The 25,271-nt window shown below is 68.3% G+C and carries 23 protein-coding genes and 1 tRNA gene; 15 read left to right on the plus strand and 9 right to left on the minus strand.

Annotation, left to right across the window (positions count from 1 at the left end; translation table 11 throughout):
* The first annotated feature begins 39 nt into the window (after positions 1–39).
* The 10 genes from rsmB (at position 40) to K5880_RS13655 (ending at position 9,447) form a co-directional block, all read left to right on the plus strand.
* A complete protein-coding gene (gene rsmB, locus K5880_RS13610; protein WP_297653108.1) occupies positions 40–1,368 on the plus strand; it encodes a 16S rRNA (cytosine(967)-C(5))-methyltransferase RsmB in 1,329 nt (442 codons plus the stop codon).
* Positions 1,369–1,381: 13 nt separating this feature from the next.
* On the plus strand, positions 1,382–2,062 hold the full coding sequence (locus K5880_RS13615; RefSeq protein WP_297653112.1) for a DUF4390 domain-containing protein: 681 nt from the start codon (positions 1,382–1,384) through the stop codon (positions 2,060–2,062).
* 6 nt (positions 2,063–2,068) lie between these two features.
* Complete coding sequence (locus K5880_RS13620) at positions 2,069–4,357, plus strand: ATP-binding protein (RefSeq protein ID WP_297653115.1); 2,289 nt, start codon at positions 2,069–2,071, stop codon at positions 4,355–4,357.
* A gap of 30 nt (positions 4,358–4,387) precedes the next feature.
* Positions 4,388–5,089 carry a response regulator gene (locus K5880_RS13625; protein ID WP_297653118.1) on the plus strand — a complete coding sequence of 234 codons (702 nt, stop codon included), beginning with the start codon at positions 4,388–4,390 and terminating at the stop codon, positions 5,087–5,089.
* 57 nt (positions 5,090–5,146) lie between these two features.
* A tRNA-Phe gene (locus tag K5880_RS13630) sits at positions 5,147–5,222 on the plus strand.
* A 317-nt stretch (positions 5,223–5,539) separates the two neighbouring features.
* Complete coding sequence (locus tag K5880_RS13635; protein WP_297653121.1) at positions 5,540–6,139, plus strand: TetR/AcrR family transcriptional regulator; 600 nt, start codon at positions 5,540–5,542, stop codon at positions 6,137–6,139.
* 1 nt (position 6,140) lies between these two features.
* Complete coding sequence (locus K5880_RS13640; protein ID WP_297653124.1) at positions 6,141–7,097, plus strand: tripartite tricarboxylate transporter substrate binding protein; 957 nt, start codon at positions 6,141–6,143, stop codon at positions 7,095–7,097.
* A 5-nt stretch (positions 7,098–7,102) separates the two neighbouring features.
* Positions 7,103–8,620: an amidase gene (locus K5880_RS13645; protein WP_297653221.1), complete on the plus strand. Its 1,518-nt coding sequence runs from the start codon at positions 7,103–7,105 to the stop codon at positions 8,618–8,620.
* Between the two features lie 175 nt (positions 8,621–8,795).
* On the plus strand, positions 8,796–9,191 hold the full coding sequence (locus K5880_RS13650) for a hypothetical protein (protein WP_297653127.1): 396 nt from the start codon (positions 8,796–8,798) through the stop codon (positions 9,189–9,191).
* A gap of 58 nt (positions 9,192–9,249) precedes the next feature.
* A complete protein-coding gene (locus tag K5880_RS13655) occupies positions 9,250–9,447 on the plus strand; it encodes a hypothetical protein (protein ID WP_297653129.1) in 198 nt (65 codons plus the stop codon).
* A 15-nt stretch (positions 9,448–9,462) separates the two neighbouring features.
* Here the strand turns inward: K5880_RS13655 and K5880_RS13660 are convergent, their stop codons facing one another.
* Both K5880_RS13660 and K5880_RS13665 read right to left on the minus strand, forming a co-directional pair.
* Positions 9,463–9,951: a hypothetical protein gene (locus tag K5880_RS13660; RefSeq protein WP_297653132.1), complete on the minus strand. Its 489-nt coding sequence runs from the start codon at positions 9,949–9,951 to the stop codon at positions 9,463–9,465.
* On the minus strand, positions 9,948–12,026 hold the full coding sequence (locus K5880_RS13665; RefSeq protein WP_297653135.1) for an ATP-dependent helicase: 2,079 nt from the start codon (positions 12,024–12,026) through the stop codon (positions 9,948–9,950). Before K5880_RS13665 ends, K5880_RS13660 begins: the two co-directional genes overlap by 4 nt.
* Before the next feature lie 89 nt (positions 12,027–12,115).
* On the opposite strand from K5880_RS13665, the gene K5880_RS13670 reads away from it, so the two are divergent.
* A complete protein-coding gene (locus tag K5880_RS13670) occupies positions 12,116–13,078 on the plus strand; it encodes an AEC family transporter (RefSeq protein WP_297653138.1) in 963 nt (320 codons plus the stop codon).
* Here K5880_RS13670 and K5880_RS13675 read toward each other — a convergent pair.
* Positions 13,044–14,054 carry an MBL fold metallo-hydrolase gene (locus K5880_RS13675; protein WP_297653141.1) on the minus strand — a complete coding sequence of 337 codons (1,011 nt, stop codon included), beginning with the start codon at positions 14,052–14,054 and terminating at the stop codon, positions 13,044–13,046. The genes K5880_RS13670 and K5880_RS13675 overlap by 35 nt on opposite strands.
* 144 nt (positions 14,055–14,198) lie before the next feature.
* On the opposite strand from K5880_RS13675, the gene K5880_RS13680 reads away from it, so the two are divergent.
* Both K5880_RS13680 and K5880_RS13685 read left to right on the plus strand, forming a co-directional pair.
* Positions 14,199–14,702: a GAF domain-containing protein gene (locus K5880_RS13680; protein WP_297653144.1), complete on the plus strand. Its 504-nt coding sequence runs from the start codon at positions 14,199–14,201 to the stop codon at positions 14,700–14,702.
* Complete coding sequence (locus K5880_RS13685) at positions 14,699–15,109, plus strand: hypothetical protein (protein ID WP_297653147.1); 411 nt, start codon at positions 14,699–14,701, stop codon at positions 15,107–15,109. Before K5880_RS13680 ends, K5880_RS13685 begins: the two co-directional genes overlap by 4 nt.
* 2 nt (positions 15,110–15,111) lie before the next feature.
* Here the strand turns inward: K5880_RS13685 and priA are convergent, their stop codons facing one another.
* The 3 genes from priA to K5880_RS13700 all read right to left on the minus strand — a co-directional run bounded on the left by priA (position 15,112) and on the right by K5880_RS13700 (position 19,695).
* Entirely contained in the window at positions 15,112–17,337 is a 2,226-nt protein-coding gene (gene priA, locus K5880_RS13690) for a primosomal protein N' (RefSeq protein WP_297653150.1), read from the minus strand.
* 446 nt (positions 17,338–17,783) lie between these two features.
* Positions 17,784–18,887: a uroporphyrinogen decarboxylase gene (gene hemE / locus K5880_RS13695; RefSeq protein ID WP_297653153.1), complete on the minus strand. Its 1,104-nt coding sequence runs from the start codon at positions 18,885–18,887 to the stop codon at positions 17,784–17,786.
* 94 nt (positions 18,888–18,981) lie between these two features.
* Positions 18,982–19,695 (minus strand): glutathione S-transferase family protein, encoded by a 714-nt coding sequence (locus K5880_RS13700; protein ID WP_297653156.1) that lies wholly within the window; start codon positions 19,693–19,695, stop codon positions 18,982–18,984.
* A gap of 93 nt (positions 19,696–19,788) precedes the next feature.
* Here K5880_RS13700 and K5880_RS13705 point away from each other — a divergent pair, with 93 nt between their 5' ends.
* On the plus strand, positions 19,789–20,115 hold the full coding sequence (locus tag K5880_RS13705) for a helix-turn-helix domain-containing protein (protein ID WP_297653158.1): 327 nt from the start codon (positions 19,789–19,791) through the stop codon (positions 20,113–20,115).
* Positions 20,116–20,160: 45 nt separating this feature from the next.
* Here the strand turns inward: K5880_RS13705 and K5880_RS13710 are convergent, their stop codons facing one another.
* Together K5880_RS13710 and K5880_RS13715 are read right to left on the minus strand one after the other, a co-directional pair.
* Positions 20,161–20,736: a redoxin domain-containing protein gene (locus K5880_RS13710; RefSeq protein WP_297653224.1), complete on the minus strand. Its 576-nt coding sequence runs from the start codon at positions 20,734–20,736 to the stop codon at positions 20,161–20,163.
* 114 nt (positions 20,737–20,850) lie between these two features.
* Positions 20,851–23,079 (minus strand): thioredoxin family protein, encoded by a 2,229-nt coding sequence (locus K5880_RS13715; protein WP_297653161.1) that lies wholly within the window; start codon positions 23,077–23,079, stop codon positions 20,851–20,853.
* Between the two features lie 220 nt (positions 23,080–23,299).
* Between K5880_RS13715 and K5880_RS13720 the strand changes: the two genes are divergently transcribed.
* A complete protein-coding gene (locus K5880_RS13720) occupies positions 23,300–24,520 on the plus strand; it encodes a cyclopropane-fatty-acyl-phospholipid synthase family protein (RefSeq protein WP_297653163.1) in 1,221 nt (406 codons plus the stop codon).
* Here K5880_RS13720 and K5880_RS13725 read toward each other — a convergent pair whose 3' ends face one another.
* Positions 24,521–25,264, minus strand: a complete 744-nt coding sequence (locus K5880_RS13725; protein WP_297653166.1) for an alanyl-tRNA editing protein — start codon at positions 25,262–25,264, stop codon at positions 24,521–24,523.
* Positions 25,265–25,271 lie beyond the last annotated feature (7 nt).

A 25,271-nucleotide genomic window follows, 5' to 3' on the forward strand; every position in this document is an offset into this window, starting at 1 on the left:
CAGGCTCCCTCTTCGCCCTCTTCGAATACCCCGCCACCCGTGCCCCATGGCCCGACCCTGGCGACCCAGTTGCGCCATACCGCGGCCTGCGTCCAGGCGGTTGTGGAGGGCCGATCGCTCAGCGAGGTGCTGCCCGCGCTGCCACCCGCGCTGCGCCCCGGTGTGCAGGCCCTGAGCTTCCATGTGCTGCGCCACCTGGGCACGGCACGCGCGCTTGTGGCCCTGCTGGCGCAGCGCAAGCCGGCGCCCGCGGTGCAGGCCCTGCTGTGCAGCGCGGTCGCCTTGTTGCTGGACGAGGCCGAAGGGCAGGGGGCTCCGCGCTACGCGCCCCACACGGTGGTCAACCAGGCGGTGGAAGCCGCCCGGCAGGCGCGGCCTACCGAACGCCAGGCTTCCTTCGTCAACGCCTGCCTGCGTCGCTTCCTGCGCGAACGCGCCGACCTGCTGGCCGAGATCGGGAACGACCTGGTTGCACGCTGGAACCACCCCTTGTGGTGGATCCAGCGCCTGCAGCACGACCACCCCGGGCACTGGCAGGCCATCCTGGTCGCCTGCAATCAACCAGGACCGATGGCGCTGCGCGTGAACCGCCGCCGCACCGATCGCGCCACGTACCAACAGGCCCTGCAGGCGATCGGCCTGGCGTCGCATCCAGCGGGCAGTGACGGCCTCGTGCTGGAGGCGCCGCAGCCGGTCGAGCGCCTGCCCGGTTTCGCCGAAGGCCATTGTTCGGTGCAGGACACGGCAGCGCAGGTGGCGGCCGACCTGCTGCTCGGCGGGCGTGCCTGGGCGCCGACCGACCGCGTGCTCGACGCTTGCGCTGCCCCCGGTGGCAAGACTGCCCACCTGCTCGAACGCGCCGAGCTGAACCTGCTCGCGATCGACGTCGACCCGCGCCGCTGCGAGCGCATCGAAGACACGTTGCGGCGCCTGCGCCTGCGCGCCGAGGTGCGCTGTGCCGACGCTGCGCAGCCAGCCGCCTGGTGGGATGGCCAGCCCTTCAACGCCATCCTTCTCGACGCGCCTTGCACCGCCTCGGGCATCGTGCGGCGCCATCCGGACGTTCGCTGGCTGCGCCGCGCCAGCGACGTTGACGCGCTCGTGGCTACGCAGCGCGCGCTGCTCGAAGCCCTCTGGCCCCTGCTCAAACCCGGGGGCCGGCTGGTCTACGCCACCTGCTCGGTGTTCCGTGCCGAGGGGGCAGAGCAGGTGCAGGCGTTCCTTGTGCACCACACTGATGCACGCCAAGGGCCCTCGCCCGGTCATTTGCTGCCGGGTGCGGCGGCCCCGTCCGGGGAGTTCAACGACAATCATCCGGGTGGACACGACGGATTCTTTTACGCCTGCCTCGACAAGGCCCCGCCTTGAGCCAGGCCACGCCATGAGGGGCTGGCCCCGTTTTTTCCTGGGTCTGGTGCTGTCGCTGCTCGCGCTCTGGCCGGCGCATGCCCAGGCTCCCCAGGTGGAGCAACTGGTCCTGCAGCGCACGCCCGAAGCCCTGCTCCTCTCTGCCCGCATGGCACTTCAACCCTCGCCAGTGGTGGAAGACGCCCTGTACAAGGCCGTTCCGCTCTATTTCGTGTGGCATGCCGACGTGTACCGCCAGCGTTGGTACTGGATCGACAAGCGCGTGGCCAGCGCCACACGCACCCTGCGCCTGGCCTACCAGCCGCTCACGCGGCGCTGGCGGGTGAGCCTGTCCAACGAAGCCGCAGCCACCTCGGGCGGCGCCAGCCTGCAGTACGCCCTGCACCAGAACTTCGACTCTCTCAACGAGGCCCTGGCCGGTGTCGGGCGGGTGGTGCGCTGGCGGCTGGCCGACGGCGCGCAACTGGACCCCGAGGCCAAGCACGAGGTGGAGTTTTCGTTCCGGCTCGATCTCTCCCTGCTGCCGCGGCCGTTCCAGATCGGCATGGGCGACCAGCCCGAGTGGACGGTCGAGCTGCGGCAGGCGCTGCCGGTGCCCGGCCAGGCCGAGCCCGACCGCAGCCCGGACGTCGGCGCGGCCGTTCAGGCCGTCGAGCTCACGGGCGAAGCCACCGTGAGCGAGCCCGCGCGCTGAACGATCATGGCCAGCGCGCACGGCCCCCTCGGCCCGGATCCCACGCTCAAACCGGTGCACACCACGCCGCCACGGACCAAGCCCGCGGCCGTGCGCTGGGCCGTTGGCGCCGGACTGGTGTTCATGACCGGCCTGGGCATGGTGCTGCTGTTCCTGCTGACGCTGGCGACGAACAACCGCGCGTTCTACGAGCAGAACTTCCCCTGGCTGGTCGGCATCAACGTGACCGTCGCGGCTTTCCTGCTGCTGGTCATCCTGTGGCTGGCGCTGCGACTGGCCTTGCGCCTCAAGCGCGGCAAATTCGGCAGCCGGCTGCTGATCAAGCTCGCCGCCATCATCGGCCTGGTGGGCATCCTTCCGGGCCTGCTGATCTACACCGTGTCGTACCAGTTCGTCTCTCGTTCGATCGAGAGCTGGTTCGACGTGCGTGTGGAGTCCGCGCTGGTCGCTGGACTCAACCTCGGGCGAACCACACTCGACATCCTGACCGCCGACCTCAGCGCCAAGACCCGCGTGGCCGCAGACGGTCTCTCGCGCGTGCCCAACGCCTCAGCCGTGCTGGCGCTGGAACGCCTGCGCGAGCAACTCGGCGTGACCGATCTCGTGCTCTGGAGCGCCAACGGCCAGGCCCTGGGCAGCGCGGGCCTGTCCCGCTTCGACATCAACCCCGAGCGCCCCACCGCCACCCAGTTGCGCAGCACGCGCAGCTCGCGCGTGCTGGCACAGATCGAAGGGCTGGAGGAAAGCGGAGGCGACGAGCTCGAGGCCCTGGTGGCGGCCACCCAGGCGCGCATCAAGGTGCTGGCCGTGGTCACGCCGCCGAGCTTCGGGTTCAACGCCGAGCCGCGCTACCTGCAGGTCATCATGCCCCTGCCGGGTGCGCTCGTCACCGACGCGCTGGCCGTGCAGGTGGCCAACCGCGAATACCAGGAGCGTGCGCTCACCCGTGAGGGCCTGCGCCGCATGTACATCGGCACGCTCACGCTGGCGCTGTTCCTCGCCGTGTTTGGCGCGGTGTTGCTGGCGGTACTGCTGGGCAACCAGCTGGTGCGTCCCCTGCTGGTGCTGGCCGAGGGCATGCGCGAGGTGGCTGCGGGGAACCTCGCACCCAAGACCGCGCTGGCCTCGCGCGACGAACTCGCCAGCCTCACGCGCACTTTCGCGCACATGACGCAGGACCTGTCGGATGCCCGCGCCGCCGTCCAGAAGAGCATGGAGCAGGTGGATGCCGCGCGCGATAACCTGCAGACCATCCTGGACAACCTCACCGCCGGCGTGGTGGTGCTCGACGAGCAGGGCTGCGTGCACAGCGTCAACCCCGGCGCGGCGCGCATCCTGCACACGCCGCTGGCGCTGCACCTGGGCCAGCCGCTGGCACAGGTGCCGGGGCTGGAGACCTTTGCCTCCGGCGTGCTGCAGCAGTTCGAACGTTTCCTCTCCGAGCAGACGCCGCACGAGGGCGGCTACTGGCAACAGTCGTTCGAGCTGGGCGCCAACGGCAACACACCCTTCGAGGAGGGCATCACCCTGATCGCACGTGGCGCGCTGCTGCCCAACAACGAGCGCCTGCTGGTGTTCGACGACGTGTCCGAGATGGTCTCGGCCCAGCGCGCCAAGGCCTGGGGCGAGGTGGCGCGCCGCCTCGCGCACGAGATCAAGAACCCTCTCACACCGATCCAGCTCTCGGCCGAGCGCCTGGCCATGAAGCTCGAAGGCAAGGTGCAGGCGCCCGAGCAGGCCATCCTCAACAAATCGGTGCGCACCATCGTCGACCAGGTCGATGCGATGAAGCGCCTGGTCAATGAGTTTCGCGACTACGCGCGCCTGCCGGCGGCGCAGCTCGTGCCCACCGATCTCAACGCACTGGTGCGCGACATCGTCGGCCTGTACGACCACGCGGCCGTGCCGGTGCGCCTGGAACTCGCCGACGACCTGCCCCCGGCAAAGGCCGATCCGCAGCAGGTGCGCCAGACCCTGCACAACCTCGTGCAGAACGCGCAGGACGCCATGGCCGGCGTGCCCGAGGCCCAGGTGGTGCTGCGCACGCGGCGCTCGGACTCCGGCCAGTGGGTGCGCCTGTCCGTGCTCGACCAGGGCCCCGGCTTCGCCGAGCACATCCTCAAGCGCGCCTTCGAACCCTACGTCACCACCAAGGTCAAGGGCACCGGCCTGGGACTGGCGGTGGTCAAGAAAATCATGGACGAACACGGCGGCCGCGTCGATCTGAGCAACCGCGTGACCGAAGGCAGGGTCATCGGTGCCCAAGTGTCGTTATCATTCGCAGTTGCAAATTGACAACACGCTCCGAGGGAAGCACTCCGCGCCATGGCAACTATTCTGGTCGTAGACGATGAACTGGGTATCCGGGATCTGCTCTCCGAGATCCTGAACGACGAGGGTCACACGGTCGAACTGGCCGAAAACGCCGCGCAGGCCCGCGCCGTGCGCGCCCAGTTGCGCCCGGACCTTGTGTTGCTCGACATCTGGATGCCCGACACCGATGGCGTGACGCTGCTCAAGGAGTGGTCCAGCAACGGCCTGCTGTCCATGCCCGTGATCATGATGAGTGGCCACGCCACGATCGACACAGCGGTTGAAGCCACGCGCATCGGTGCCACGGCCTTCCTGGAAAAGCCCATCACCATGGCCAAGCTGCTCAAGGCGGTGGACCAGGGCCTCAACAAGGCTCCCGCCAAACCCAACCACGCGGCCCCCGCCATGGCCCTGCGCATGGGAGGCACCGTGCTGTCGGCGGAGTTCACCGTGGAGAACGCGATGACCGGCGGCGCGCTGCCCGAGCCGGTGATGGACCTCGGCCCGCAGTGTCTTCAATCGTTCAACCTGGACGGCCCGCTGCGCGAAGCGCGCGACGAATTCGAGAAGGCCTACTTCGAATACCACCTGGCACGGGAGTCCGGCTCCATGACCCGTGTGGCCGAAAAAACCGGCCTCGAACGCACCCACCTCTACCGCAAGCTCAAGCAGCTCGGCGTGGACCTCGCGCGCAGCAAACGCAACGCGCTCTAAGCCCTTTCGCCGGGGAAACGGGCCGCTGGAAGCTGCTACAATCTCGCTTCTTCCAAAGGCCCGGTAGCTCAGTTGGTAGAGCAGCGGATTGAAAATCCGCGTGTCGGTGGTTCGATTCCGCCCCAGGCCACCAGAACATCGTTTCTCCCTCGTCGGCAGAGGGAAAACACCCCCCAAAAAGCGGCCTCCACAACAGGCCGCTTTTTTGTTTTTCGGCGTACCGAAACGCGGGTTTTCTGGCGCAGTTGCCGTCGCTTCCTGGCGAGGCTGCACGCATGGTGCCGCAGGGCGCATGGCTGCGGACCTTGCGGCTGGGAAGCCGTTCGCGCAAACCCCGAAAGCAGCTCACTGCACCCGCAGCACCGCCAGGACAGCCTGTCTCCGGCACCCGGGATTACCCGATCGGAGATCAAAAACATTATGCTCATAATGTAATCAAGGAAAGCAACCATGACCCGAACCCTTCACCAGCTTCGCAGTGAACAGACGCGCGAGCGCCTGCTCGATGCAGCGCTTGTTGTCATGCAGACCAAAGGCCACGGGCAGGTATCGGTGCATGAAGTGGCCCGCGTGGCCGGCATGACCGCTGGCGCGGTTCAGCACCATTTCGATTCCAAGGCGGCGTTGATGCTGGAGACGATCACCCGCCTGATTGCCCAGCTTGAGGATTCGGCCGATTTCTGGCCCCCCGCGCATTGGGTGCTCAAGCGCCGTGCGGATCATTTTGTCCAGCAGGCCTGGGCCCGGCTTTATGGTCAACCGCGTTTCAGCGTAGCCTGGTCGGCCTATCTGGCCGCGCGGGAAGACGCGCAGATGGTGGCGCACATCGTGGAGCGCCGCAGCCATCTCAATGCCCGCATGCAGATCCGCATGACCGAGTGCTTCCCGGAGATGTGCCATGGGCCGCGGGCGGCGGCGCGGGTGCAGTTCGTACTGTCTGCCCTGCGGGGCATGGGCCTGCTGGCCCCGTTTGCGCCCGACGCCGCCATTCCCTCGCAGTTGCGCGTGCTGTCGGATTACCTCCAATCGTTCAACTCCCAGGAGCGCTGATATGAAAAAGTCCCTGCTGACCTTGCTGCTGTGCAGCTTCGCCTGCCTGTCCCACGCAGCCTTTCCCGAGAGGGCCATCACCTTGATCGTGCCCTACCCGGCAGGCGGGGCCACCGACACGCTGGCGCGCAAGATCGCCGGACCGCTCGGCCAGAGACTGGGGCAGACTGTCATCGTGGAAAACAGGGCCGGTGCGGGCACGGCCATTGGCGCGGCGGCCATTGCGCGCTCGCCTGCCGACGGCTACACGCTGCTGATTTCCTCGAACACCACGTTCACGGTCAATGCCGCTCTCAAGAACAACCTGCCGTACGACCCGCAGACAGACTTCGAGTCCATTGGCCTGATCGGAACTTCGCCGCTGGTGTTGCTGGCGAATCCCAAGGTGGAGGCCAACACCGTCAAGGAGCTGCAGGCCCTGGCCAAGCGCACGCCGACAGGTCTGAACTTCGGCTCCTTCGGCGTGGGCACCAGCGCGCACCTGGCCGGCGAGATGTTCAAGGTCATGACAGGAACGAACCTGGTGCATGTGGCCTACAAGGGCAGTGCGCCCGCCATGAACGACCTGATCGGTGGCCAGATTCCCCTGAGCTTCGACACCACCGTGGCAGCCATGCCGCAGATGGCCGCGGGCAAGGTCAAGGCGATCGCCGTGACCTCGGGCCAACGCACTCCCCAGATGCCCCAGGTGCCCACGGTGGCGGAGGCCGGGTACCCCGACTATGAAATGGTGCCCTGGATCGCGCTGGTTGCGCGGCGTGGCATGGCGCCAGAGGTCAGTGCCCGCCTGACCAAAGCCCTGCGCGACTGCATCAACGACCCCGTCGTCAAGGCCGACCTGCAGAAAACCGGCCTGGATGTGAACTACCAGCCGGGCAAGGTGTACGACCAGCGCGTCGCGCAGGAGTTGCCCCTGCTGCGTGCCTACGTGCACCGCGCCAACATCCCGGTGCAGTGAGCGCGATGTCGCTGGTCGAACTCGGTGCGGTGGAGATGCGCCGCCGCATTGGCACCGGTGAACTCTCGCCGGTCGAAATCCTGCGGGCCTGCGTGGAACAGATCGAACGCCACAACCCGGCGGTCAACGCGGTCTGCGCCACCGACTTCGAGCGCGCGATGGTGGCGGCCCGGGAGGCCGAAGCCCGGGTGCGGCGCAGCGAATCGTTGCCGTTGCTGCACGGGCTGCCGCTAGGTGTGAAAGACCTGCAGGCCACGGCGGGACTGCTGACCACCAGCGGCAACGTCCGCCTGCGTGGGCATGTGCCCAGTGCAGATGTCTCGCTGGTGGCGCGCCTGCGGCAGGCCGGCGCCATCGTGACCGCCAAGACCAACACACCCGACATGGGCGCCGGGGCCAATACCCGCAACCCGGTCTGGGGTGCCACCGGCAATCCGTTCGATCCCTCGCTCAACGCAGGCGGTTCGTCGGGCGGCTCTGCTGCAGCGCTGGCCTGCGACATGCTGCCCTTGTGCACCGGTTCGGACACGGGCGGCTCCCTGCGCATACCGGCAGCCCTGTGTGGCGTGGTGGGTTTGCGGCCCTCGCCCGGGCTCGTGGCCAATGACATGCGGCCGCTGGGCTGGTCGGTGATTTCCGTGCTCGGCCCCATGGGGCGCGACGTGGCCGATACCGCCTTCATGATGCAGGCCTGCGCGGGGCCGCACCCGATGGACCCGTTGAGCATGGGCGTGCGGCACGACACGTACTGGCCACTCCAGCCGGTGGATCTGCGCCCGCTGCGGGTGGCTTATACCGAAGACTTCGGCACCTGCGCTGTCGATCCGATGATTCGCCAGACTTTCCGCGACAGGGTGCAGGCGCTCGCGCGCGAGGTGGCCGTGTGCGAGCCGCTGGACTGGGCTCTGAAGGGTGGCCACCGCTGCTTCGACGTCCTGCGCGCGGAGAGCTTCGTGGCCGCGTTCGACGACATCCACCGGACCCAGCCCGAGACGCTGGGTCCGAACGTGCGGGCCAACGTGGAAATGGCCGCGAACATCCGTCTGGCCGACCGGGCCTGGGCGCACCTGGAGCAGACGCGCATCTCGCGGCAGTTCCAGCGCATGTTCGAGCGCTACGACCTGATCATCGCGCCGGTCACACCGGTGTCGCCCTTTCCGTGGACGCAGTTGTACGCCGACGTCATCGACGGCCAGCCGCAGCGCAACTACTACGAGTGGCTGAGCCTGACCTACCTCGTGACGCTGGCCACCAACCCGGCGCTGGCGCTGCCTTGCGGGCGGGATGCGGCGGGCATGCCCTTCGGCCTGCAGCTCATCGGCCCGCTGCATGGCGATGCCCGGTTGTTGTCCATGGCCGGCGCGATCGAGCAATGGAGTTCGACCCAACCGGGCATGGGGCGCCCGCGGCCTGACCTGGCTGGCATCTGGCCGCCGCACCCCGGCTTGCGCAGCATCGTGACCCACCCCCCCGTGTTGCAGCCCGGTGCCGGTGCCGTTGATGGAGTGGCCAACGCAGTCTGAGGGCCGCGGCAGGCGCGGCGCGCGTGGCCTTACACTTCCCTGGTCCACCGATCCCCCCAGCGGGATCACCCGACATTTCGCACAGGGGCCCATCCACCGCGATGGGCCTTTGCTTTTCCGGGCCGCGCACGCTGGCCGCCGGGCCAGTGCCCGGTTCTCTTCTTCGGGATTCCACATGAACACCAACCACCCCACGCCCGGGCGCGACGAGCTGCTCGCCCGTTTCCTGCCGGGGCTCAGTACCCGCACGATGCGCCAGGTGGCCGAGGAAGCGCGCCTGGACGGTGAGAGCCTGAACGATCTGGTGGCGCGGTACGAGATCGACTTTGCGTGGCATGTGCTGGCGGCCGATCGCACGCGCGACGCCGTACTGACCGTGATGGAGCTCCGGCTCGGTCAACCCGTCGACGATGCGCAGCGGGCGGATGTGCGCGAGGTGCTGCAGGCGGCCTCGGCCGCCGTGTCCACGGAACTGCTGATGAGCTTCGACAACGACGTGCCGGCGCAACTGGCCCGGCTGCTCTGCGAGGGCTTCGACCGCCAGTCGGCACAGGTCGCACAGGCTGCTTGACGGCCCGGGACGGGGCGCGAGAATGGCGACCATGAACGGTTGCAGAACACTCCCTGTCATGCTGGCCCTGTCGGTGCTGGTCGTGCTGGCTGCCTGCGGCGTCGAAACCGCGGGCACCGCCGCCACGGCGGGTGCCATCAAGAAGAACGAGATCGAACAGGGGCGGGCCACGCAGGAACAGGTGCGGCAGCAACTGCAGAAGTCCATGGAGCAGTCGCAGCAGCGGGCCGCCGATCCGCTGGCCGACGGCTACTGAGTACCACCCCGCCTCTCAGCGCCAGCCGGGCGCTTTCTTCAGCACGAAGCCCATCACCGGATCGCCGCTGGCGCGGCCTTCGGCAGGGCGGCGCACGCCGCGCAGTTCCTGCCCGCAGCCGCTGGCGGTGACCTCACCCTCCCAGACCGCGTCCATGGTCAGGCCGTCGGCCGATTCGTCGAGGTGGAACTCGCCACCGTTCGTGACGTCGCCGACCACCTGCGCCTGCCGGTCGTTGCCGCTCGTGCTGCGCTTGAGGCTGCCGCGCACGCTGCCCGGGTGTTCGGGGTGGCGCTCGAACAGCAGCGCGCCGGTCGAGGCCGGGGCGGATTCGCGGCCGCCGTCGCTCGGCCACAGGGTGAGCTGCCACAGGCCGTAGAGCTGTTGTGGTGCGAAGTCGCCTGGCTGCGTGCAGACCGGCATCGGTGTCGCGGCGGGCTGTGCGGCCGCGGGCAGGGACAGCGCCGCGCATGCCAGGACGAGAAGCGGCAGCCGGTGTGTCATGGCGCGATGTCCGCCGCCTTTTGCGCGGCCTGTTCGGTGGCGCGCTGGGCGAACTCGGCACGCAGCGCGCGCAGCTTCTCGCGCGGGTCTTCCTTGACCGTGTTCTGGTCCAGCGCCATTTCCTGGATGAAGCGGCTGGCCTGGCCGGGAATGCTCTCACGCCCCTTCTTGCGCCGCTTGAGCCAGCTCACCGCCAGCGTGCGCTGCGCGCGCGTGATGCCCACGTACATCAGGCGGCGCTCTTCCTGCAGGCGCTGCGCCATGTTTTCCGCGGCGGCGTCGCTCTGGCCCGGCTCCTCGTCCATCTTGAAGGGCAGCAGGCCTTCGTTCACGCCGACCAGCATCACGTGCGGCCATTCCAGTCCCTTGGAGGCGTGCAGGGTGGAGAGCGTCACCACGTTCTGGTCCTGCTCGCGTTCGCTCAGCGTGGACAACAGTGCAATCGTCTGTACCACTTCCAGCAGGCTCTTGCGCGCGGTCTCCACCTGCACGCCGGCCTCGTCCTCGATCTTGCCGCCACAGCGCCCGGCCACCCAGTCGCAGAAGTCCATCACGTTGGTCCAGCGCGCGGCGGCGACCTTTTCGTTGTCCTCGCTGTCGTACAGGTGCTTCTCGTAGGCGATGTCCTTGAGCCAGTCGTTGAGGAAGGCGCGCGCGGCCTCGTGGCCCACCGTGCTCTTCGCGCGGTACTCCAGGTCGTTCACCGCGCGACCGAACTCGTGCAGCGTGGCCACGGCGCGCGCGGGCAGGGCGGTGCCGAGCGAGTTCGAGAACAGCGCCTCGAACAGACTGAGCCTGTACTGCGTGGCAAAGGTGCCGAGTTGCTGCAGTGTGGTGTGGCCGATGCCGCGCTTGGGCGTGGTGGCCGAGCGCAGGAAGGCCGGGTCGTCGTCGTTGTTGACCAGCAGGCGCAGCCAGGCGCAGAGGTCGCGGATCTCGGCGCGGTCGAAGAAGCTCTGGCCTCCGGAGACCTTGTAGGCGATGTTGGCCTTGCGCAGCGACTGCTCGAAGGCGCGCGCCATGTGGTTGGCGCGGTAGAGGATGGCGAAGTCGCGCAGCTCCTTGTGCTGCGAGCTCGCGCGCAGGCTCTGGATGCGCGCCACCGCGCGCTCGGCCTCGTGCTCTTCGTTGTCCGCGTCGACCACGCGCACCGGCTCGCCTTCGCCCAGGTCGCTCCACAGCGTCTTCGGGAACAGCTTGGGGTTGGGCCCGATCACATTGTTGGCCGCGCGCAGGATCGCGCTGGTGGAGCGGTAGTTCTGCTCCAGCTTGATGACCTTGAGCTCGGGGAAGTCCTGGGGCAGACGCTTGAGGTTGTCCAGGGTCGCGCCGCGCCAGCCATAGATGGACTGGTCGTCGTCGCCCACCGCGGTGAAGCGTGCGCGCTCGCCCACCAGCAGCTTGAGCAGTTCGTACTGCGTGGCATTGGTGTCCTGGTACTCGTCCACCAGCACGTGACCCATCTTTTTCTGCCAGCGCGCGCGCACGTCCTCGTGCTCGCTCAGCAGCTTGAGCGGCAGGCTGATGAGGTCGTCGAAGTCCACGCTCTGGTAGGCGGTGAGCCGTTCCTCGTAACGCGCCATGATGGTCGCGGTCACGCGCTCGTTCTCGTCCTTCGCCTGCGCCAGCGCCTGGGCCGCGTTCAGGCCCGCGCTCTTCAACGCGCTGATGGCCCACTGCCAGCCGCGCGCGGTGGCGGCGTCGGTGGTGCCGCCGCAGTCCTTGAGCAGGCTGGTGATGTCGTCGGTGTCCAGGATGCTGAATTGCTTCTTCAGCCCGAGCACCGCGCCGTCCTCGCGCAGCAGGCGCACGCCCAGCGCGTGGAAGGTGCAGATCAGCACCTTCTTCGCCTCACGCCCCACCAGCTGGCCGGCGCGTTCGCGCATTTCGGCCGCGGCCTTGTTGGTGAAGGTGATGGCGGCGATGCGCTCGGCCGCCAGGCCTGCCTGGATGAGGCGGCCGATCTTGTGCGTGATCACCCGCGTCTTGCCCGAACCAGCGCCCGCGAGCACGAGGCAGGGCCCGCCCAGGTGGTTCACGGCTTCGAGTTGGGCGAGGTTCAGGCCGTGGGACATGCAGAAAGGGGACGCTTCGGAGACAAGCGCTGAATCATACCGGCCGGGGTGTCGTGGGCGGCCCACGCCGGCCTGAGACAATCGGCCCCGTGCTGAACATCCTGCTCGTCACCTTCCCGTTCTTCGCGCTGGTGCTGGCGGGGTTCGTCGCGGCGCGTCGGCGCATGTTGCCGCTGGAGGCGATTCCGGGGCTCAACGGCTTCGTGCTGTTCTTCGCACTGCCCTGCATGCTGTACCGCTTCGGCTCCACCACGCCGATCGCGCAACTGCTCGATGCCACGGTGATCGGCGTGTACCTGGTGTGCGCCCTGGTGATGGTGGCCTTCTGCATTGCCATCACCATGAACCGGCGCATCCGCTGGAACGACGCTTCGCTGGGCGCGCTGGTGGCGGCGTTTCCCAACTCGGGCTTCATGGGCGTGCCGCTGATCGTGGCCCTGCTCGGCGCGTCGGCGGCGGGCACCGTGATCCTGACCATGCTGATCGACATGGTGGTCACCAGCTCGCTGTGCATTGCGCTCTCGCGCCTGGACGATGGCGAGGGCCATGGCCGGCAGGCCATGCTGGACGCAGGCCGCAAGGCGCTGCGTGGCGTGCTCGGCAACCCCATGCCCTGGGCCATCGTGCTGGGCGCACTGGCGTCGGCGTACAGCTTCACGCTACCCCAGCCGGTGGAACAGACGCTGTGGCTGCTGGCCGATGCGGCCTCGCCGGTGGCGCTGTTCACCATCGGCGCGGTGCTCGCGCGCGCGCAGATGCAGTCCAACCACCCGATGCCACTGTCGGACTACGTGCCGGTGGCCCTCATGAAGCTGGTGCTGCATCCGCTGCTGGTGCTGGTGGTGGGCCTGGGCGCGATCCAGGTGGGCATGCCGCTCTCGCCCGCCGCGCTGACGGTGATGGTGCTGGTGGCCGCGCTGCCGAGCGCGAGCAACGTCTCGCTGCTGGCCGAGCGCTTCGGTGCCGACAACGGCCGCATCGCGCGCATCATCCTGGTCACCACGACCGCGGCCTTCTTCACCTTTTCTGCGGCGGTGTCGCTGATGACGTAGGCGGGGTCTGGTCCCGCAAGGCTTCCTGCTCGCGCAGCAGGTAGGTGTTGTAGGCGTTCATGCGATTGGCGGGCCCGAACATCGGGATGGCCGAAAACGCCGACCAGTCGGTCTTCTCGTAGGCCTCTTCGAAGGGCACGAAGTTCTCCACCGCGTCGCCCATGCTCTGGCGCAGGTGCCGCAGGTAGTCGCGCGTGGTGGCGATGTCCTTCTTCGGGTCGGTCGAGGCCGCACCATGGCCCGGTACGACGGTGCGCGCGTCGAAGGCCAGCAAGCGATCGAGCGACAGGATCCACTGCCGGCTGTTGGCCTGGCCCACGAAGGGCAGGCGGCCGTTGAAGAACAGGTCGCCCGCGTACAGAACTTTTTCCGATGGCACGAACACAGCGAGGTCCTCCGGCGTGTGCGACGGGCCGACCGGCACCAGGTCGAACACCACGCCGCCCACCTTGAGCGCGGTCGGCCCGTCGATCCAGACGTCGGCCGGCACGATGCGGGTTTGCGCATCGATCCAGGGTGCGAGGTCGGTGCGCGAAGCCTCCAGGCGCAGGCGCGCCGTGTCGGACTGGATGTACTCGCGCGACGCACCGTGGGCGATGATCTGCGCGCCCAGCGCCTTGAAATGCTGCAGGCCGTAGATGTGGTCGGCATGGTAGTGGGTCAGGATCACATGCGTCACCGGCTGGTCGGTGAGCTGGCCGATCAGGCGCGTGAGGCGCTCGGCCAGGCGTGGCGAGCCCAGTGCATCGATCACCACCACGCCCCCGGGCGTGATCACGAAACCGGCGTTGCTGATGAAGTTCTGGTTCTTCGGCGAGCCCAGTTGCGTCAGGCCTTCGACGTAGTGGCTGCGCGGGCCCACGGCCTGTGCCTTCATGGCAGGGCCGGCGTCGGTGGGCAGGGTGCTCTGGGCGTGGGCGGCGAAGGCCAGGGCCATCAGGGGCGCCAGCCACCAGCGGGAAGGGAGTCGGGGCACGGGCAGATCTCCGTTGGGTATGTCCTGTCCTTATATCGCAGTTTGCTTATATTTGAGCGCAATGGGCCATCCGGGGCTTACGTTCCCACTTCTACTGCCGATGTAGTAGGCAGGCCGGCCCTGCGCCGCCGGCGCGGAGCACCCATGATCAAGGCCCCACTGCCCCACAACGAAGCGAAGCGCCTGAAGGCCTTGCGCGATCTCCTGATCCTCGACACGCCGCCCGAGGAGCGTTTTGACCGCATCTCGGCCTTCGCGGCGCAGGAATTCGACGTGCCGATCGCGCTGGTCTCTCTGGTCGACCAGGACCGACAGTGGTTCAAGTCGTCCTTCGGCATGGACGACGTGCAGGAAACGCCGCGCGACATTTCCTTCTGCGGCCATGCGGTGGCCATGGCGAAGACGCTGGTGGTGCCCGATGCGCTGCGGGATCCGCGCTTTGCCGACAACCCCATGGTGACCGGCCACCCCTATATCCGCTTCTATGCCGGGGCGCTGCTGCGCCTGCCATACGGGCAGGTCGTGGGCACGCTGTGCATCATGGACCGGCGCCCGCGTGAATTCGACAGACTCGATGCGGCCATCCTCGGTGGCCTGCGCGATCTGGTGGTGGAGGAGCTGTTCCGCCGCGAAGAGGCGGTGTCGTGAGCACCGGCCCCACGGCCTTGCGAAGGGTCCTTCTGATCGAGCCCGACGGCCTGGTGCGCGGCACCGTGGCATCGGTGTGCCGCGAGCTGCAACTGGCCCGGGTGCGCCAGGAGATCAGCGTGGCGGCGGGGGAACAGTGGCTGAAATCGGGGTCGCCCCAGGCCCTGCTGCTGTCGCTGGCCGAAGGCGACGTGGCGCTGGAATTCCTGCAGCGCCTGCGTGCCGGAACCCTGCCGTGCGCTGCAGACCTGCCCGTGGTAGCGATGGCGCGCGAGGGCAATGCGGAGCTGGTGCTGCGGCTCAAGGAACTCGAGGTGCGCCGGCTGCTGCTGCAGCCGTTCCGCCTGCGCGACGTGATCCACACGCTGGAGCAGCTCTGGCCACTGGAAGAGCCGTTGAGCGCCTGAGATCAGATCACCAACGGGTCGACGTCCACCGCGAAACGCACCAGGCCGCGTGCCTCCGGCAGGCTGCGGCATGCCAGCATCACCGGTTGCCATGCGCTCAGGAATCGCTGCAGCGCGCCGCGCGAAGCGGCTTCCACCAGCAGCTGCGCGCGCTCCACGTTGGCCACGCGCTGGATGGTCAGCGGCACGGCCGGGTAGAGCGTCACGTCGGTGCGATGCGGCAGGCCGTCCGCGGCCTGCGCCGCCGCGTTCAGCCAGGCCTGCGCTGCCTGCTGCGTGCGTGCATCGGCGCGCAGCAGCGCCTGGTGGCCGAACGGCGGCATGCCCGCGCTCTCGCGCTCGGCCAGTTGCTGCGCCGCGAAGGCCGGGAAATCGTGCGCGCGCAACGCGGCGAACAAGGGGTGCTGCGGCGTCCAGGTCTGCACCCAGAGCTCGCTGGCGCTGCCCTGGGCGGTGACGAAGCTCGCATCGCGCCCGGCGCGCCCACCTGCCTGCATCAGCAGCGCGAACAGGCGCTCGGGCGCGCGGTAGTCGCTGGCGAACAGGCCCGAGTCGGCGTTGATGGCCGCCACCAGCGTGATGCGGCGGAAGTCGTGGCCCTTGGCGATCATCTGCGTGCCCACCAGCACGTCGACCTCGCCGCTGTGCATGGTGGCCAGCTGCAGCTCCAGGCTGCCCTTGAGGCGGGTCGAGTCGGCGTCCATGCGGGCCACGCGGGCGGGCCCGCCGTCGGGGCGTTTCACGTCGGCCAGCAAGCCCGCGAGCTGTTCCTCCACCTGCTCGGTGCCGCGGCCCACGGGTGCGATGTCGAGGTTGCCGCAATCGGGGCAGGCGCGCGGCACGCGCTCGGTGAAGCCGCAGTGGTGGCAGCGCAGCGTGCGGTCCAGCTTGTGGAACACGCGGTAGGCGCTGCAATGCGGGCAACCGCTCTTCCAGCCGCAGTCGTGGCAGGCCAGCACCGGTGCATAGCCGCGCCGGTTCAGCAGCACCATGCACTGCTCGCCGCGCGCGATGCGCTCGGCCATGGCCGCCACCAGCGGGGGGCTGAGCACCGCGCCCTTGGGCTGGTGGTTCATGTCGACCAGGCGCAGGCGCGGCAGCGCACCACCGCCAATGCGCGCCGGCATGGACAGGCGCAGGTAGCGCCCCTGGTCCGCCGCGTGCCAGCTTTCCAGCGAAGGCGTGGCCGAACCCAGCACCACCTGGCAGCGTGGTGTATGGACGCCCTCTCCCTCTGGGAGAGGCTTGGCCTGTCCTGAGCCTGTCGAAGGGGGGTGAGGGCTCGCCTGCGACAACGCCACGGCGTCAGCCGCCAACGCCTCCGTCTCCACCTTCGCGCGGTACACCGCCAGATCGCGCGCCGAGTAGCGCGCGCCCTCCTGGCTCTTGTAACTCGGGTCGTGCTCCTCGTCGACCACGATCAGCCGCAGCCCCGGCAAGCTGGCCAGCACCGCCATGCGCGTGCCCAGCACGATGCGCGCGCTGCCGGTGTGCGCCGCGAGCCAGCCGGCCAGGCGCTGGGCCGGTGTCATGCCGCTGTGCAGGCAGACCAGCGCACCGGTGCCGAACAGCGGTTCGAAGCGCTCGCGAAAGCGCGCTTCAAGCTGCGGCGTGAGGTTGATCTCGGGCACCATCACCAGCACCTGGGCGTCGGCATGTGATTGCAATGCCTGCAGCGTGGCCCGCAGGTAGACCTCGGTCTTGCCACTGCCCGTGGCACCGAACAGCAGCACCGGCGCCTGCGCGCGCGCCAGTGCGAGCAGGGATTCACGCTGTTCGTCGCTGAGGTCGGGACCGTTCGCGCCGCCGCCGTCTTCCTGGGGCAGCGCATCCTTGCCGGCGGTCGAAGCGGCCAGCGCCCGCTTCCTGAGCCGGCGCGCGAGTTGCACGCTGCTGAGTTCGCGCAGCTGCGGTGGAAGGGCGGCCAGGGCCACCTCGCCGAGGCTGCGCTGGTAGTACTGGGCGGCAAAACGCACCAGCTGGCGCCAGCTCGCATTCAGCGCCGGCAGGCCTTCGAGCACGCCGGTCACGTCCCGGGTCTGGGCTTCGGACAGCCCTGCGGGCGCCTGCGACGGGCAGTCCCACACCACGCCCAGCACCTCGCGCGCGCCCAGCGGCACCCGCACCAAAGTGCCCGGCGCGAGCGACAACTCACTTCGGTAGGTCAGGGCCGCACCCACCCCGCTGTGGGCCGGGGTGGCCACGACGACGCTGGGCCAGAAAGACATGCTTAGCGCCTGTTCTTGAGCTGTTCTGTCGGAAGTCGCTCTAAGTTGTTGATTTGACAGTGCATGAAGACATATCCAGACTTTTTGTGGATAACTTTGTTGATAGTCTGAGTTCGTGCCGTGGGAGGCCTTGAAAATCAAGGGTTTTCTTAAAATGCCCGGAAAAAAAGCACAAACTAAAACCTATATGAATCAATGACTTGCAAAGACATTGCGGTAAATTCCTGCTGTCCCGGGCCGGCCGATGCTTATGGCGCACCGCAGCACGGGTTTTGTGCATAAGTGAAGCCTGTCAAGTGACTTTTTCGGCTTTTTTTGTGTTATGGGGCCTTGGGGCAGGCCAGTTTGACGGCCGGATGACAGTGTCACAAACCCCTGAAAACAGGTGCGCGAGCCCTGCCGCAGCGCGCCCGCAGCCCACGTTCAGCTTCAAAATCCGCAGCGCTTCAGGCAGTCGCACGCAGCCGTCGTGAATGCGAATGCACCGCATCCACCAGCACCGATACATGCTCTGGCGGCGTGTGCTGGCTGATGCCGTGGCCCAGATTGAAGATGTGCGTGGGGCCGGCGCCCGCACCCAGGTGCGGCGTGCCGAAGCTCTCCAGCACGGCGGCCACCTCGGCCTCGATACGATCAGGCGGGGCGAACAGCACGTTCGGGTCGATGTTGCCCTGCAGGGCCTTGCCGTTCGCACCTTCGCCCACCTGCGCGCGCGCGCGGCCCAGGTTCACCGTCCAGTCCAGTCCGAGCGCGTGGCAGTCCATGTCCTTCATGTCGTCGAGCCACAGGCCACCGCCCTTGGTGAAAACGATGCGTGGAATGGTCGCGCCGCCGTGCTCGCGCTGGAGTTGCGACAGCACACGTTTCGTGTAGGCCAGGCTGAACTCCTGGAACTTGCCGTCGGCCAGCACGCCGCCCCAGCTGTCGAACAGCATCACGGCCTGAGCGCCGGCTTCGATCTGCGCGTTCAGGTAGGCGGCGACGGCATCGGCGTTGATGGTCAGGATGCGGTGCATCAGGTCGGGGCGGCTGTACATGAGCGTCTTTACCGCACGGTAGTCGTCCGAGCCGCCACCTTCGACCATGTAGCAGGCCAGCGTCCAGGGGCTGCCCGAAAAACCGATCAGGGGCACGCGGCCATTGAGTGCCTTGCGGATGGACGTGACCGCATCGAACACGTAGCGCAGCCGGTTCATGTCGGGCACGGCGAGCGCGGCCACATCGGCCTCGGTGCGCACGGTTTTCTCGAACTTCGGGCCTTCGCCGAGCGCGAACGACAGGCCCAGGCCCATGGCGTCGGGCACGGTGAGGATGTCGCTGAACAGGATCGCGGCATCGAGCGCATAACGCTCCAGCGGCTGCAGCGTCACCTCGGTGGCGTAGTCCGTGTTCGTCGCCAGCCCCATGAAACTGCCTGCCCGCGCGCGCGTGGCGCGGTACTCGGGCAGGTAGCGCCCGGCCTGGCGCATCAGCCAGACGGGCGTGTGGTCGGTGGACTGGCGCAGGCAGGCGCGCAAGAAACTGTCGTTCTGCAGGGGGGCAAAGGGCATGTCGAGGTGCTGGACGGGGGTGGGGGTATCGGGGGATTATCCCGCCTGGGTCGCACCGTGCCCTCCCCGAACCCCATCACGCCAGCGCCAGACCTCAGGCCGGGGTGGCCTGACCGATGAGATCGGCCAGTGCGACATGGCCACGGCACGCACCGGTGCCGCGTGGCTGTTCGCCGTTTTCGATGGCCAGCGCGAACTGGACCGCCGCATCGGCCTGCAGGCGCGCGCGCAGGGCCGCCAGGCGTGGCCAGCGCCCGGGTTCGGCGACGGCGTGGAAGTCCAGCCAGCGCGCCACGCCGATGAGCAGGCCGTCTGCCAGTGTCGGGCGCTCGCCCGCCAGAAAGGCGTGCGGGCTGTTGCGCAGCATCGCTTCGAGCTTGTCGTGCCGTTCGATGACGGCTTCACGGCCGAAGCGGCGCAGCGAAGCTTGTTGGTGCGGGTCGGGCGGGTCCATCTCCAGCGCAGTCCACAGCGGTGCGAATGCGCCGGTGAAGCCGGTATTGATGAAGGCCATCCATTGGTGCATGCGGTCGGCCTGCGGGGAGTGCGGCTCGAAGCTGATGCGACGCCCCGTGTCGCGTGCTTCAAGCCATGCGGCGATGGCCATGGTTTCGCTCAACGAGCGGCCGTCATCGGTGATCAGCACCGGGGTTTCGTGGCGGGCGTTGATGCGGGCGTACGATGCTTCGCGCATCTCGCCCAGCATGTCGACCCGGCACAGGCGATAGGGTTGGCCCATCCATTCCAGAGCGGCCACCAGGCCCATCGAACTGCCGGCGGGCACACCGTAAACAAGCACAGGTTCCATTTTTTCGATCCGTTAAATTGCAGAGGTCGTGACTGTGCCGCGCGCCAGACCGGCCGTAAATGACGCACTTTTTTGTGACTGGATGGAAACCACATGAAAACCGCCGTGTCCGAATGCCCGATCGAAGAGGCGATGGTCTTGCTCAGTGGCCGCTGGCCGACGCTGTTGCTCTACTACCTGCAGGACGGCACGAAACGCTTCAGCGAGTTGCAACGGGACAACCCGGGAATCTCGCACCGCATGCTCACGCTGGAACTGCGCAAGCTGGAGAAGGCCGGCATCGTGCGCCGCACGGCCTTTGACGGTTATCCGTCCAGGGTGGACTACGCGCTGACGCCCGTTGGCCTCAAGCTGATTCCGCTGATCGATGCGCTGGGCGACTGGTGGAGCGACACGCAGGCGCAACGCGTCGCCACATAGGCGAAGCGGTTGCGCCGATACCGCGGCGGCCCAAGGAGCCGGCGTTTACGCCGCGCCGTTCCGGTACTTGATGCTGCAGCCGTAGGCCCGGCTGGTGGCCACGCTCAGGGGCTTGCCGGCGCGCAGTTCGTTCAGGCCCTGGCGCACGTAGTTGGTGGCTTTGGGGATGTCGTCCACCCGGGCCGAGGGGATGCTGTCAATGCCACCGGCGTAGACCAGCACGCCCTGCGGGTTGACGATGTACATGTGCGGCGTGACGCGCGCGGCGTAGGCCTCGCCGACCTTGCCGTCCTCGTCCATCAGTGTGGCGGTGGGGCTGGCGCCCTTTTCGGTCATCCAGCGGCCGAGCTGGGGCGGGGTCTGGTAGTCGGCGCTGTCGTCGCGGGTGGAGTTGATCGCCAGCCAAACGGCGCCCTGTCCGGTGGCTTCCTTCTGCAAGGCCTGCATGTTGCCCTGGTAGTGCTTGCGCACGAAGGGGCAGCCCGGGTTGTTCCATTCCAGCACCACGGTCTTGCCCTTGAAGTCCGAGAGCTTCACCGGCTTGCCGGTGGTGTCCATGAGGGTGAAGTCGGGCGCGGCCTGGCCCACGCCAGCGGCCGCGAACGCGGGCGTGACCAGCATGGTGCCCAGAGGCGAGAAGACGGCAAGAGCGAGCAGGGGGCGGCGTTGCATGGCGGGACTCCTGTGGACGGACCAGTGGGACGGATGAAGAACGAAAGATGAAGCGTGGCGGGCCTACAGCCGGGCCAGCGCTTCGCGAACCTCCTCGACACTCAGCACCTCGGACAGCAGCTGTATCGGCTGCCCTTTCTTGTAGATGGCGTACACCGGCACGCCGTTGCGACCCAGTTCAGCCAGCGCGGCGGTCACGGCAGGGTCGCGGCGCGTCCAGTCTGCGCGCAGCAGTGCCACGTTCTTGCCAGCCAGGTCGCCCAGCACGGACTCGTCGGCGAGCGTGGTGCGCTTGTTGTACTGGCAGGTCACGCACCAGGCGGCAGTGAAGTCGACGAACACGGGCCTGCCCTGCGCGATCAGCGCGGCCTGCGCCTGAGGGTTCCAGGGCTGCCAGTTCAGGCCGCTCACGGCCGTGGCCACGGTCTCGCCGGGCGGCGTTTCCTGCAGGCGTGTCACGTTCGGCCCGATCGCCCAGCCCAGCCAGATCAGGCCCGCGAGCGACAGGCTGGCGAGCACCGCGCGGCTTCTGCCACGCAGGCCGAGCGCCCACACCAGCAGGGCCAGCGCCACCAGCAACATGAGCAGCGCAGCCGTGCCGTCGATGCCGCTTTGCTGCCCCAGCACCCACAGCAACCAGACCACGGTGGCGAACATCGGGAACGCCATGAAACGGCGGAAGGTCTCCATCCATGCGCCCGGGCGTGGCAGTGCGCGCGCCACCGCCGGTACCCAGCTCGCGGCCAGGTAGGGCAGTGCCATGCCCAGGCCCAGGGTGGCGAACACGGCCAGCGCCTGCCCGGCCGGCAGGCCGATGGCCAGGCCGAGCGAGGCGCCCATGAAAGGCGCGGTGCAGGGCGAGGCGATGGCGGTGGCGAGCACGCCGGTGAGGAAGGCGTCGGCCGTGGGGTTCTTCGCCTGCAGATTGGCCACGCCGCTGGGCAGCACGCGCCCGAATTCGAACAGTCCCGCCAGATTCAGGCCGATCAGGGTGAACAGCACGGCCAGCGCCGCCACCACGGCCGGGCTTTGCAGCTGGAAGCCCCAGCCGAGCTGTTCTCCGGCCGAACGCAGCACGAGCAGCAAAGCGCCCAGCGCGGTGAAGGACAGCACCACGCCGGCTGTGTAGGCGATGCCGTTGGCGCGCAGGGCGTGGCGATCGTCCGCGTGTCGGGCGAAGGCAGTCACCTTGATGGCCAGCACCGGGAACACGCAGGGCATGAGATTGAGGATCAGGCCACCGAGCAGCGCACCGAGCAGGGCCGCACCCAGACTGAGTGCGGTGGCGCTGCTGACCGGTGGTGCTGCGGCATCTGTGGCGCGCGCGGCGTTGGCGTCGAGCGCGGCCTGCAGTGCCGCGGGCACGGCACCTGGCAGAGGGGTGGCGGCGGGCCAGGTGCCCTGCACCGGCACGTCCAGCCGCACGCCAGGGCTGCCCGGGCCCTGGCCGGGTGGAATCGCCGGGGCCACCACCAGGTCCAGTCGCGCGGGGCTGTCACTGCGGTAGGGCGAGAGCGGCACGCGCGCGGTCCAGCGCTCGCCCTCCCAGGCCTGCGACCAGGCCGCGCCGGGTTCGATCAGGCCCGTAGCCTCGGGGAAGAATTCGAGTGGCCGGCCCCGCCAGGCGGCGGGCAGGCCGGCGAGCGACACGGCAAGGGCCTTGGCCTCGGGTGCCACATGGCTGTCCCGGGCGGGCTGGTCCACGGGGGCGGCCTTGAAGCTGGCGTCGAACGCGGCGCCGTTGAGCGCGGTCGACCCCCGGGCCGGGATGCGCAGCGCGAAATGGCCTTCTTCTGGAATGCATTCCTTGCGGCAGACCAGCCAGGCCGCGTAGAGCTTGACGTCGATGTGATCCCCGGCGAAACCCGGACCCACAGTGAGCGGCACTGGCAGAAGCACGGTGCCGTCGTAGCCGTAGTTGGCCAGGTTGCCGATGGGAAACTTGCGTGGCGTGGGCCAGGCGATGGCGCCGGCCGTCACGCCCGGCGGCAGCGTCCACTGCAGTTCCGTGGGCAGGCCGGAGTCGCCCGAATTCTTCCAGTAGGTGTGCCACTCGGGCGCGTGGGTGATCTGCAGGCCCACCCAGACCGGCTGCCCCGGGGTGGCGCCCTCGGGCGCGTGGGCCAGCAGCTCGGCGCGGGCCTGGTCGCTCTGCACCACGGTTTGTGCCGTCGGGGTGGCGGTCAGAAGGCCCTGGGACGGGGCCGCGAACGGCAGCAACGCGAGCAGCAGGGCGCCGAGCACGCGGGGCACGGCGTGCCGGAAGGAATCGACGGGAGACGGAGGCGGCATCGGGTACCGAGGGGAAGGGGGGCGGATGGGTGGGGGCAGGACGCCGAGCCGGTTGGAGGAGGCTGCGCGCCCCAAGTTCCAGGCGCGCAGGCGTTCAAATATAAGCGAGTGCTGTTGATTTGTCTGGCGGTCCCAACGGCTTTGTCACAGAGGCTTCACAGGTTTTCCGGGTTTCGGTACAACCGGGGGCGGGAAGGGTTTGCCCGCATGGAGGTCGTGCATGGGATCGATCGTGGAACGTGCCCTGTTGCCCTGGGCGCAACGGATGAAGACACGGGTGAACCTGCCGGTTCGCCTGAGCTGGGGTGAGCGCGGGTCTTCCTCGCTGGCGCTGGGGGACTTCGACGAGCCGCAGGTGGACATTCGCGTGCGGGATCCTTCGGCCCTGCCGCTGCTGATCGACCCCGGTCTGGACACGCTGGGCCAGGCCTATGTGGAAGGCCTGATCGACGTGGACGGCTCGATGGCCGACATCCTGGCCGTGGCGCACCGCCTGGCGGACACGGCCGAGCCCGAGGGCGGTCTGCTCGGGCGCCTGCGCCGGCGTTTCTCCCACACGCGCGAGAGCGACAGCAAGGCGATCGAATACCACTACGACGTCTCCAACGAGTTCTATGCGCAGTGGCTGGACGAGCGCATGGTGTATTCCTGCGGCTACTTCGAGAACGGCGACGAGACGCTGGACGAGGCGCAGGTCAGGAAGATCGACCACATCCTGACCAAGATCCAGCTGCAGCCGGGCCAGCGCCTGCTCGACATCGGCTGTGGCTGGGGGGCGCTGGTGCTGCGCGCGGCGCAGAAGTTCGGCGCGCACTGCGTGGGCGTGACGCTGTCGAAGAACCAGCACGCTCTGGCGCGCGAGCGCGTGAGGGCCGCGGGTCTGGAAGACCGGATCGACATCCGGCTGCAGGACTACCGCGACGTGAACGACGGTCCGTTCGACCGCATCACCAGCGTGGGTATGTTCGAGCACGTGGGACTTGACCACCTGGCCGCGTACTTCGGGCACATCCGCTCCCTGCTCAAGTCCGATGGCTGGGCGATGAACCACGGCATCACCAGCACCGACGCGCACGATGGCGAAACCCGCCATGGCGGGGGCACCTTCATCGACCGCTACGTGTTCCCCCAGGGCGAACTGCCCCACATCAGCACCGTGCTGCGCACCATGCAGGAAGGCGGTCTGGAGGCATTCGACGTGGAGAGTCTGCGGCGCCACTACATGCGCACAACCCAGCTCTGGAGCGAGGCCTTCGAGGCGCGCACGGCACAGATCAAACCGCTGGTGGACGAGAAGAAGTGGCGCATCTGGCGCGTCTACCTGGCGGGCTGCGCCTGGGCCTTCGAGCACGACGAGGTGTCGATCTACCAGGTGATCTGTCGCGCCGCGGGTCAGCGCGCGCAAGGCCTGCCGTGGTCGCGGCGGTTCATCTACCCGTAGTCAGTCGGCGAAGCCCAGCACCACCCGCCGGGTGCTGGCAGACTTCTTCTCGATCTTCATGACCACCACGCGGCCGATCTCGGCGGTGTTGGCCACGTGCGTGCCTCCGCAGGGCTGCAGGTCGATCAGCGTGGCATCGCCGATGCGGATGGTGCGCACCGTGCCGCTGCCGCGCGGCGGCGCCACGCTCATGCTCTTGACCAGCGCGGGGTTGGCGTCGAGCTCGGCGTCGGTGATGGCGCCCACGGTCAGGGGGTGAGCTTCGGCCACGAGCCGCGCCAGGCCCTCCGTGAGCGCGTCCTTGTCCAGCGGGTCGGTCATGTGCAGGTCCATGCGCGCGTAGTCCGGCGTGATCGAGCAGCCGTTCACCGGTACCGGCACGAGATGGCACAGCAGGTGGGTTGCGGTGTGAAAGCGCATCAGCCGGTGGCGGCGCGCCCAGTCGATGCGCGCGCTCACCGGCGTGCCGGCGGTGAGCTGCGCGAGAAGTGCCTCCTGCCCTGGCGCGGGCACGTGCACGATGGTCGCGGTGGGCCGGCCTTCGGCGTCCTTGCCCTTGCGCGTATCGACGATGGTGATGGCCGCGCCATCGGCCCGCGTGAGCACGCCGGTGTCGCCGGCCTGGCCACCGCCGAGCGGGTAGAACACGGTGCGGTCGAGCACGATGCCGTGTTCGTCGATGGCGGTCACGCACGCCTCGCAGTGCTGCAGGTAGGCGTCCTGTCGGAAGAGGTCGAGTGTCATGCGGGCA

This window comes from Hydrogenophaga sp. (genome assembly GCF_025699295.1).
Lineage (GTDB): Bacteria > Pseudomonadota > Gammaproteobacteria > Burkholderiales > Burkholderiaceae_C > Hydrogenophaga.

Coding starts and splice junctions, on each gene's coding strand:
- K5880_RS13615 (WP_297653112.1), top strand. CDS start 1,382: ATGAGGGGCTGGCCCCGTTTTTTCCTGGGTCTGGTGCTGTCGCTGCTC.
- K5880_RS13620 (WP_297653115.1), top strand. CDS start 2,069: ATGGCCAGCGCGCACGGCCCCCTCGGCCCGGATCCCACGCTCAAACCG.
- K5880_RS13625 (WP_297653118.1), top strand. CDS start 4,388: ATGGCAACTATTCTGGTCGTAGACGATGAACTGGGTATCCGGGATCTG.
- K5880_RS13635 (WP_297653121.1), top strand. CDS start 5,540: ATGACCCGAACCCTTCACCAGCTTCGCAGTGAACAGACGCGCGAGCGC.
- K5880_RS13640 (WP_297653124.1), top strand. CDS start 6,141: ATGAAAAAGTCCCTGCTGACCTTGCTGCTGTGCAGCTTCGCCTGCCTG.
- K5880_RS13645 (WP_297653221.1), top strand. CDS start 7,103: ATGTCGCTGGTCGAACTCGGTGCGGTGGAGATGCGCCGCCGCATTGGC.
- K5880_RS13650 (WP_297653127.1), top strand. CDS start 8,796: ATGAACACCAACCACCCCACGCCCGGGCGCGACGAGCTGCTCGCCCGT.
- K5880_RS13655 (WP_297653129.1), top strand. CDS start 9,250: ATGCTGGCCCTGTCGGTGCTGGTCGTGCTGGCTGCCTGCGGCGTCGAA.
- K5880_RS13660 (WP_297653132.1), bottom strand. CDS start 9,951: ATGACACACCGGCTGCCGCTTCTCGTCCTGGCATGCGCGGCGCTGTCC.
- K5880_RS13665 (WP_297653135.1), bottom strand. CDS start 12,026: ATGTCCCACGGCCTGAACCTCGCCCAACTCGAAGCCGTGAACCACCTG.
- K5880_RS13680 (WP_297653144.1), top strand. CDS start 14,199: ATGATCAAGGCCCCACTGCCCCACAACGAAGCGAAGCGCCTGAAGGCC.
- priA (WP_297653150.1), bottom strand. CDS start 17,337: ATGTCTTTCTGGCCCAGCGTCGTCGTGGCCACCCCGGCCCACAGCGGG.
- hemE (WP_297653153.1), bottom strand. CDS start 18,887: ATGCCCTTTGCCCCCCTGCAGAACGACAGTTTCTTGCGCGCCTGCCTG.
- K5880_RS13700 (WP_297653156.1), bottom strand. CDS start 19,695: ATGGAACCTGTGCTTGTTTACGGTGTGCCCGCCGGCAGTTCGATGGGC.
- K5880_RS13705 (WP_297653158.1), top strand. CDS start 19,789: ATGAAAACCGCCGTGTCCGAATGCCCGATCGAAGAGGCGATGGTCTTG.
- K5880_RS13710 (WP_297653224.1), bottom strand. CDS start 20,736: ATGCTGGTCACGCCCGCGTTCGCGGCCGCTGGCGTGGGCCAGGCCGCG.
- K5880_RS13715 (WP_297653161.1), bottom strand. CDS start 23,079: ATGCCGCCTCCGTCTCCCGTCGATTCCTTCCGGCACGCCGTGCCCCGC.
- K5880_RS13720 (WP_297653163.1), top strand. CDS start 23,300: ATGGGATCGATCGTGGAACGTGCCCTGTTGCCCTGGGCGCAACGGATG.
- K5880_RS13725 (WP_297653166.1), bottom strand. CDS start 25,264: ATGACACTCGACCTCTTCCGACAGGACGCCTACCTGCAGCACTGCGAG.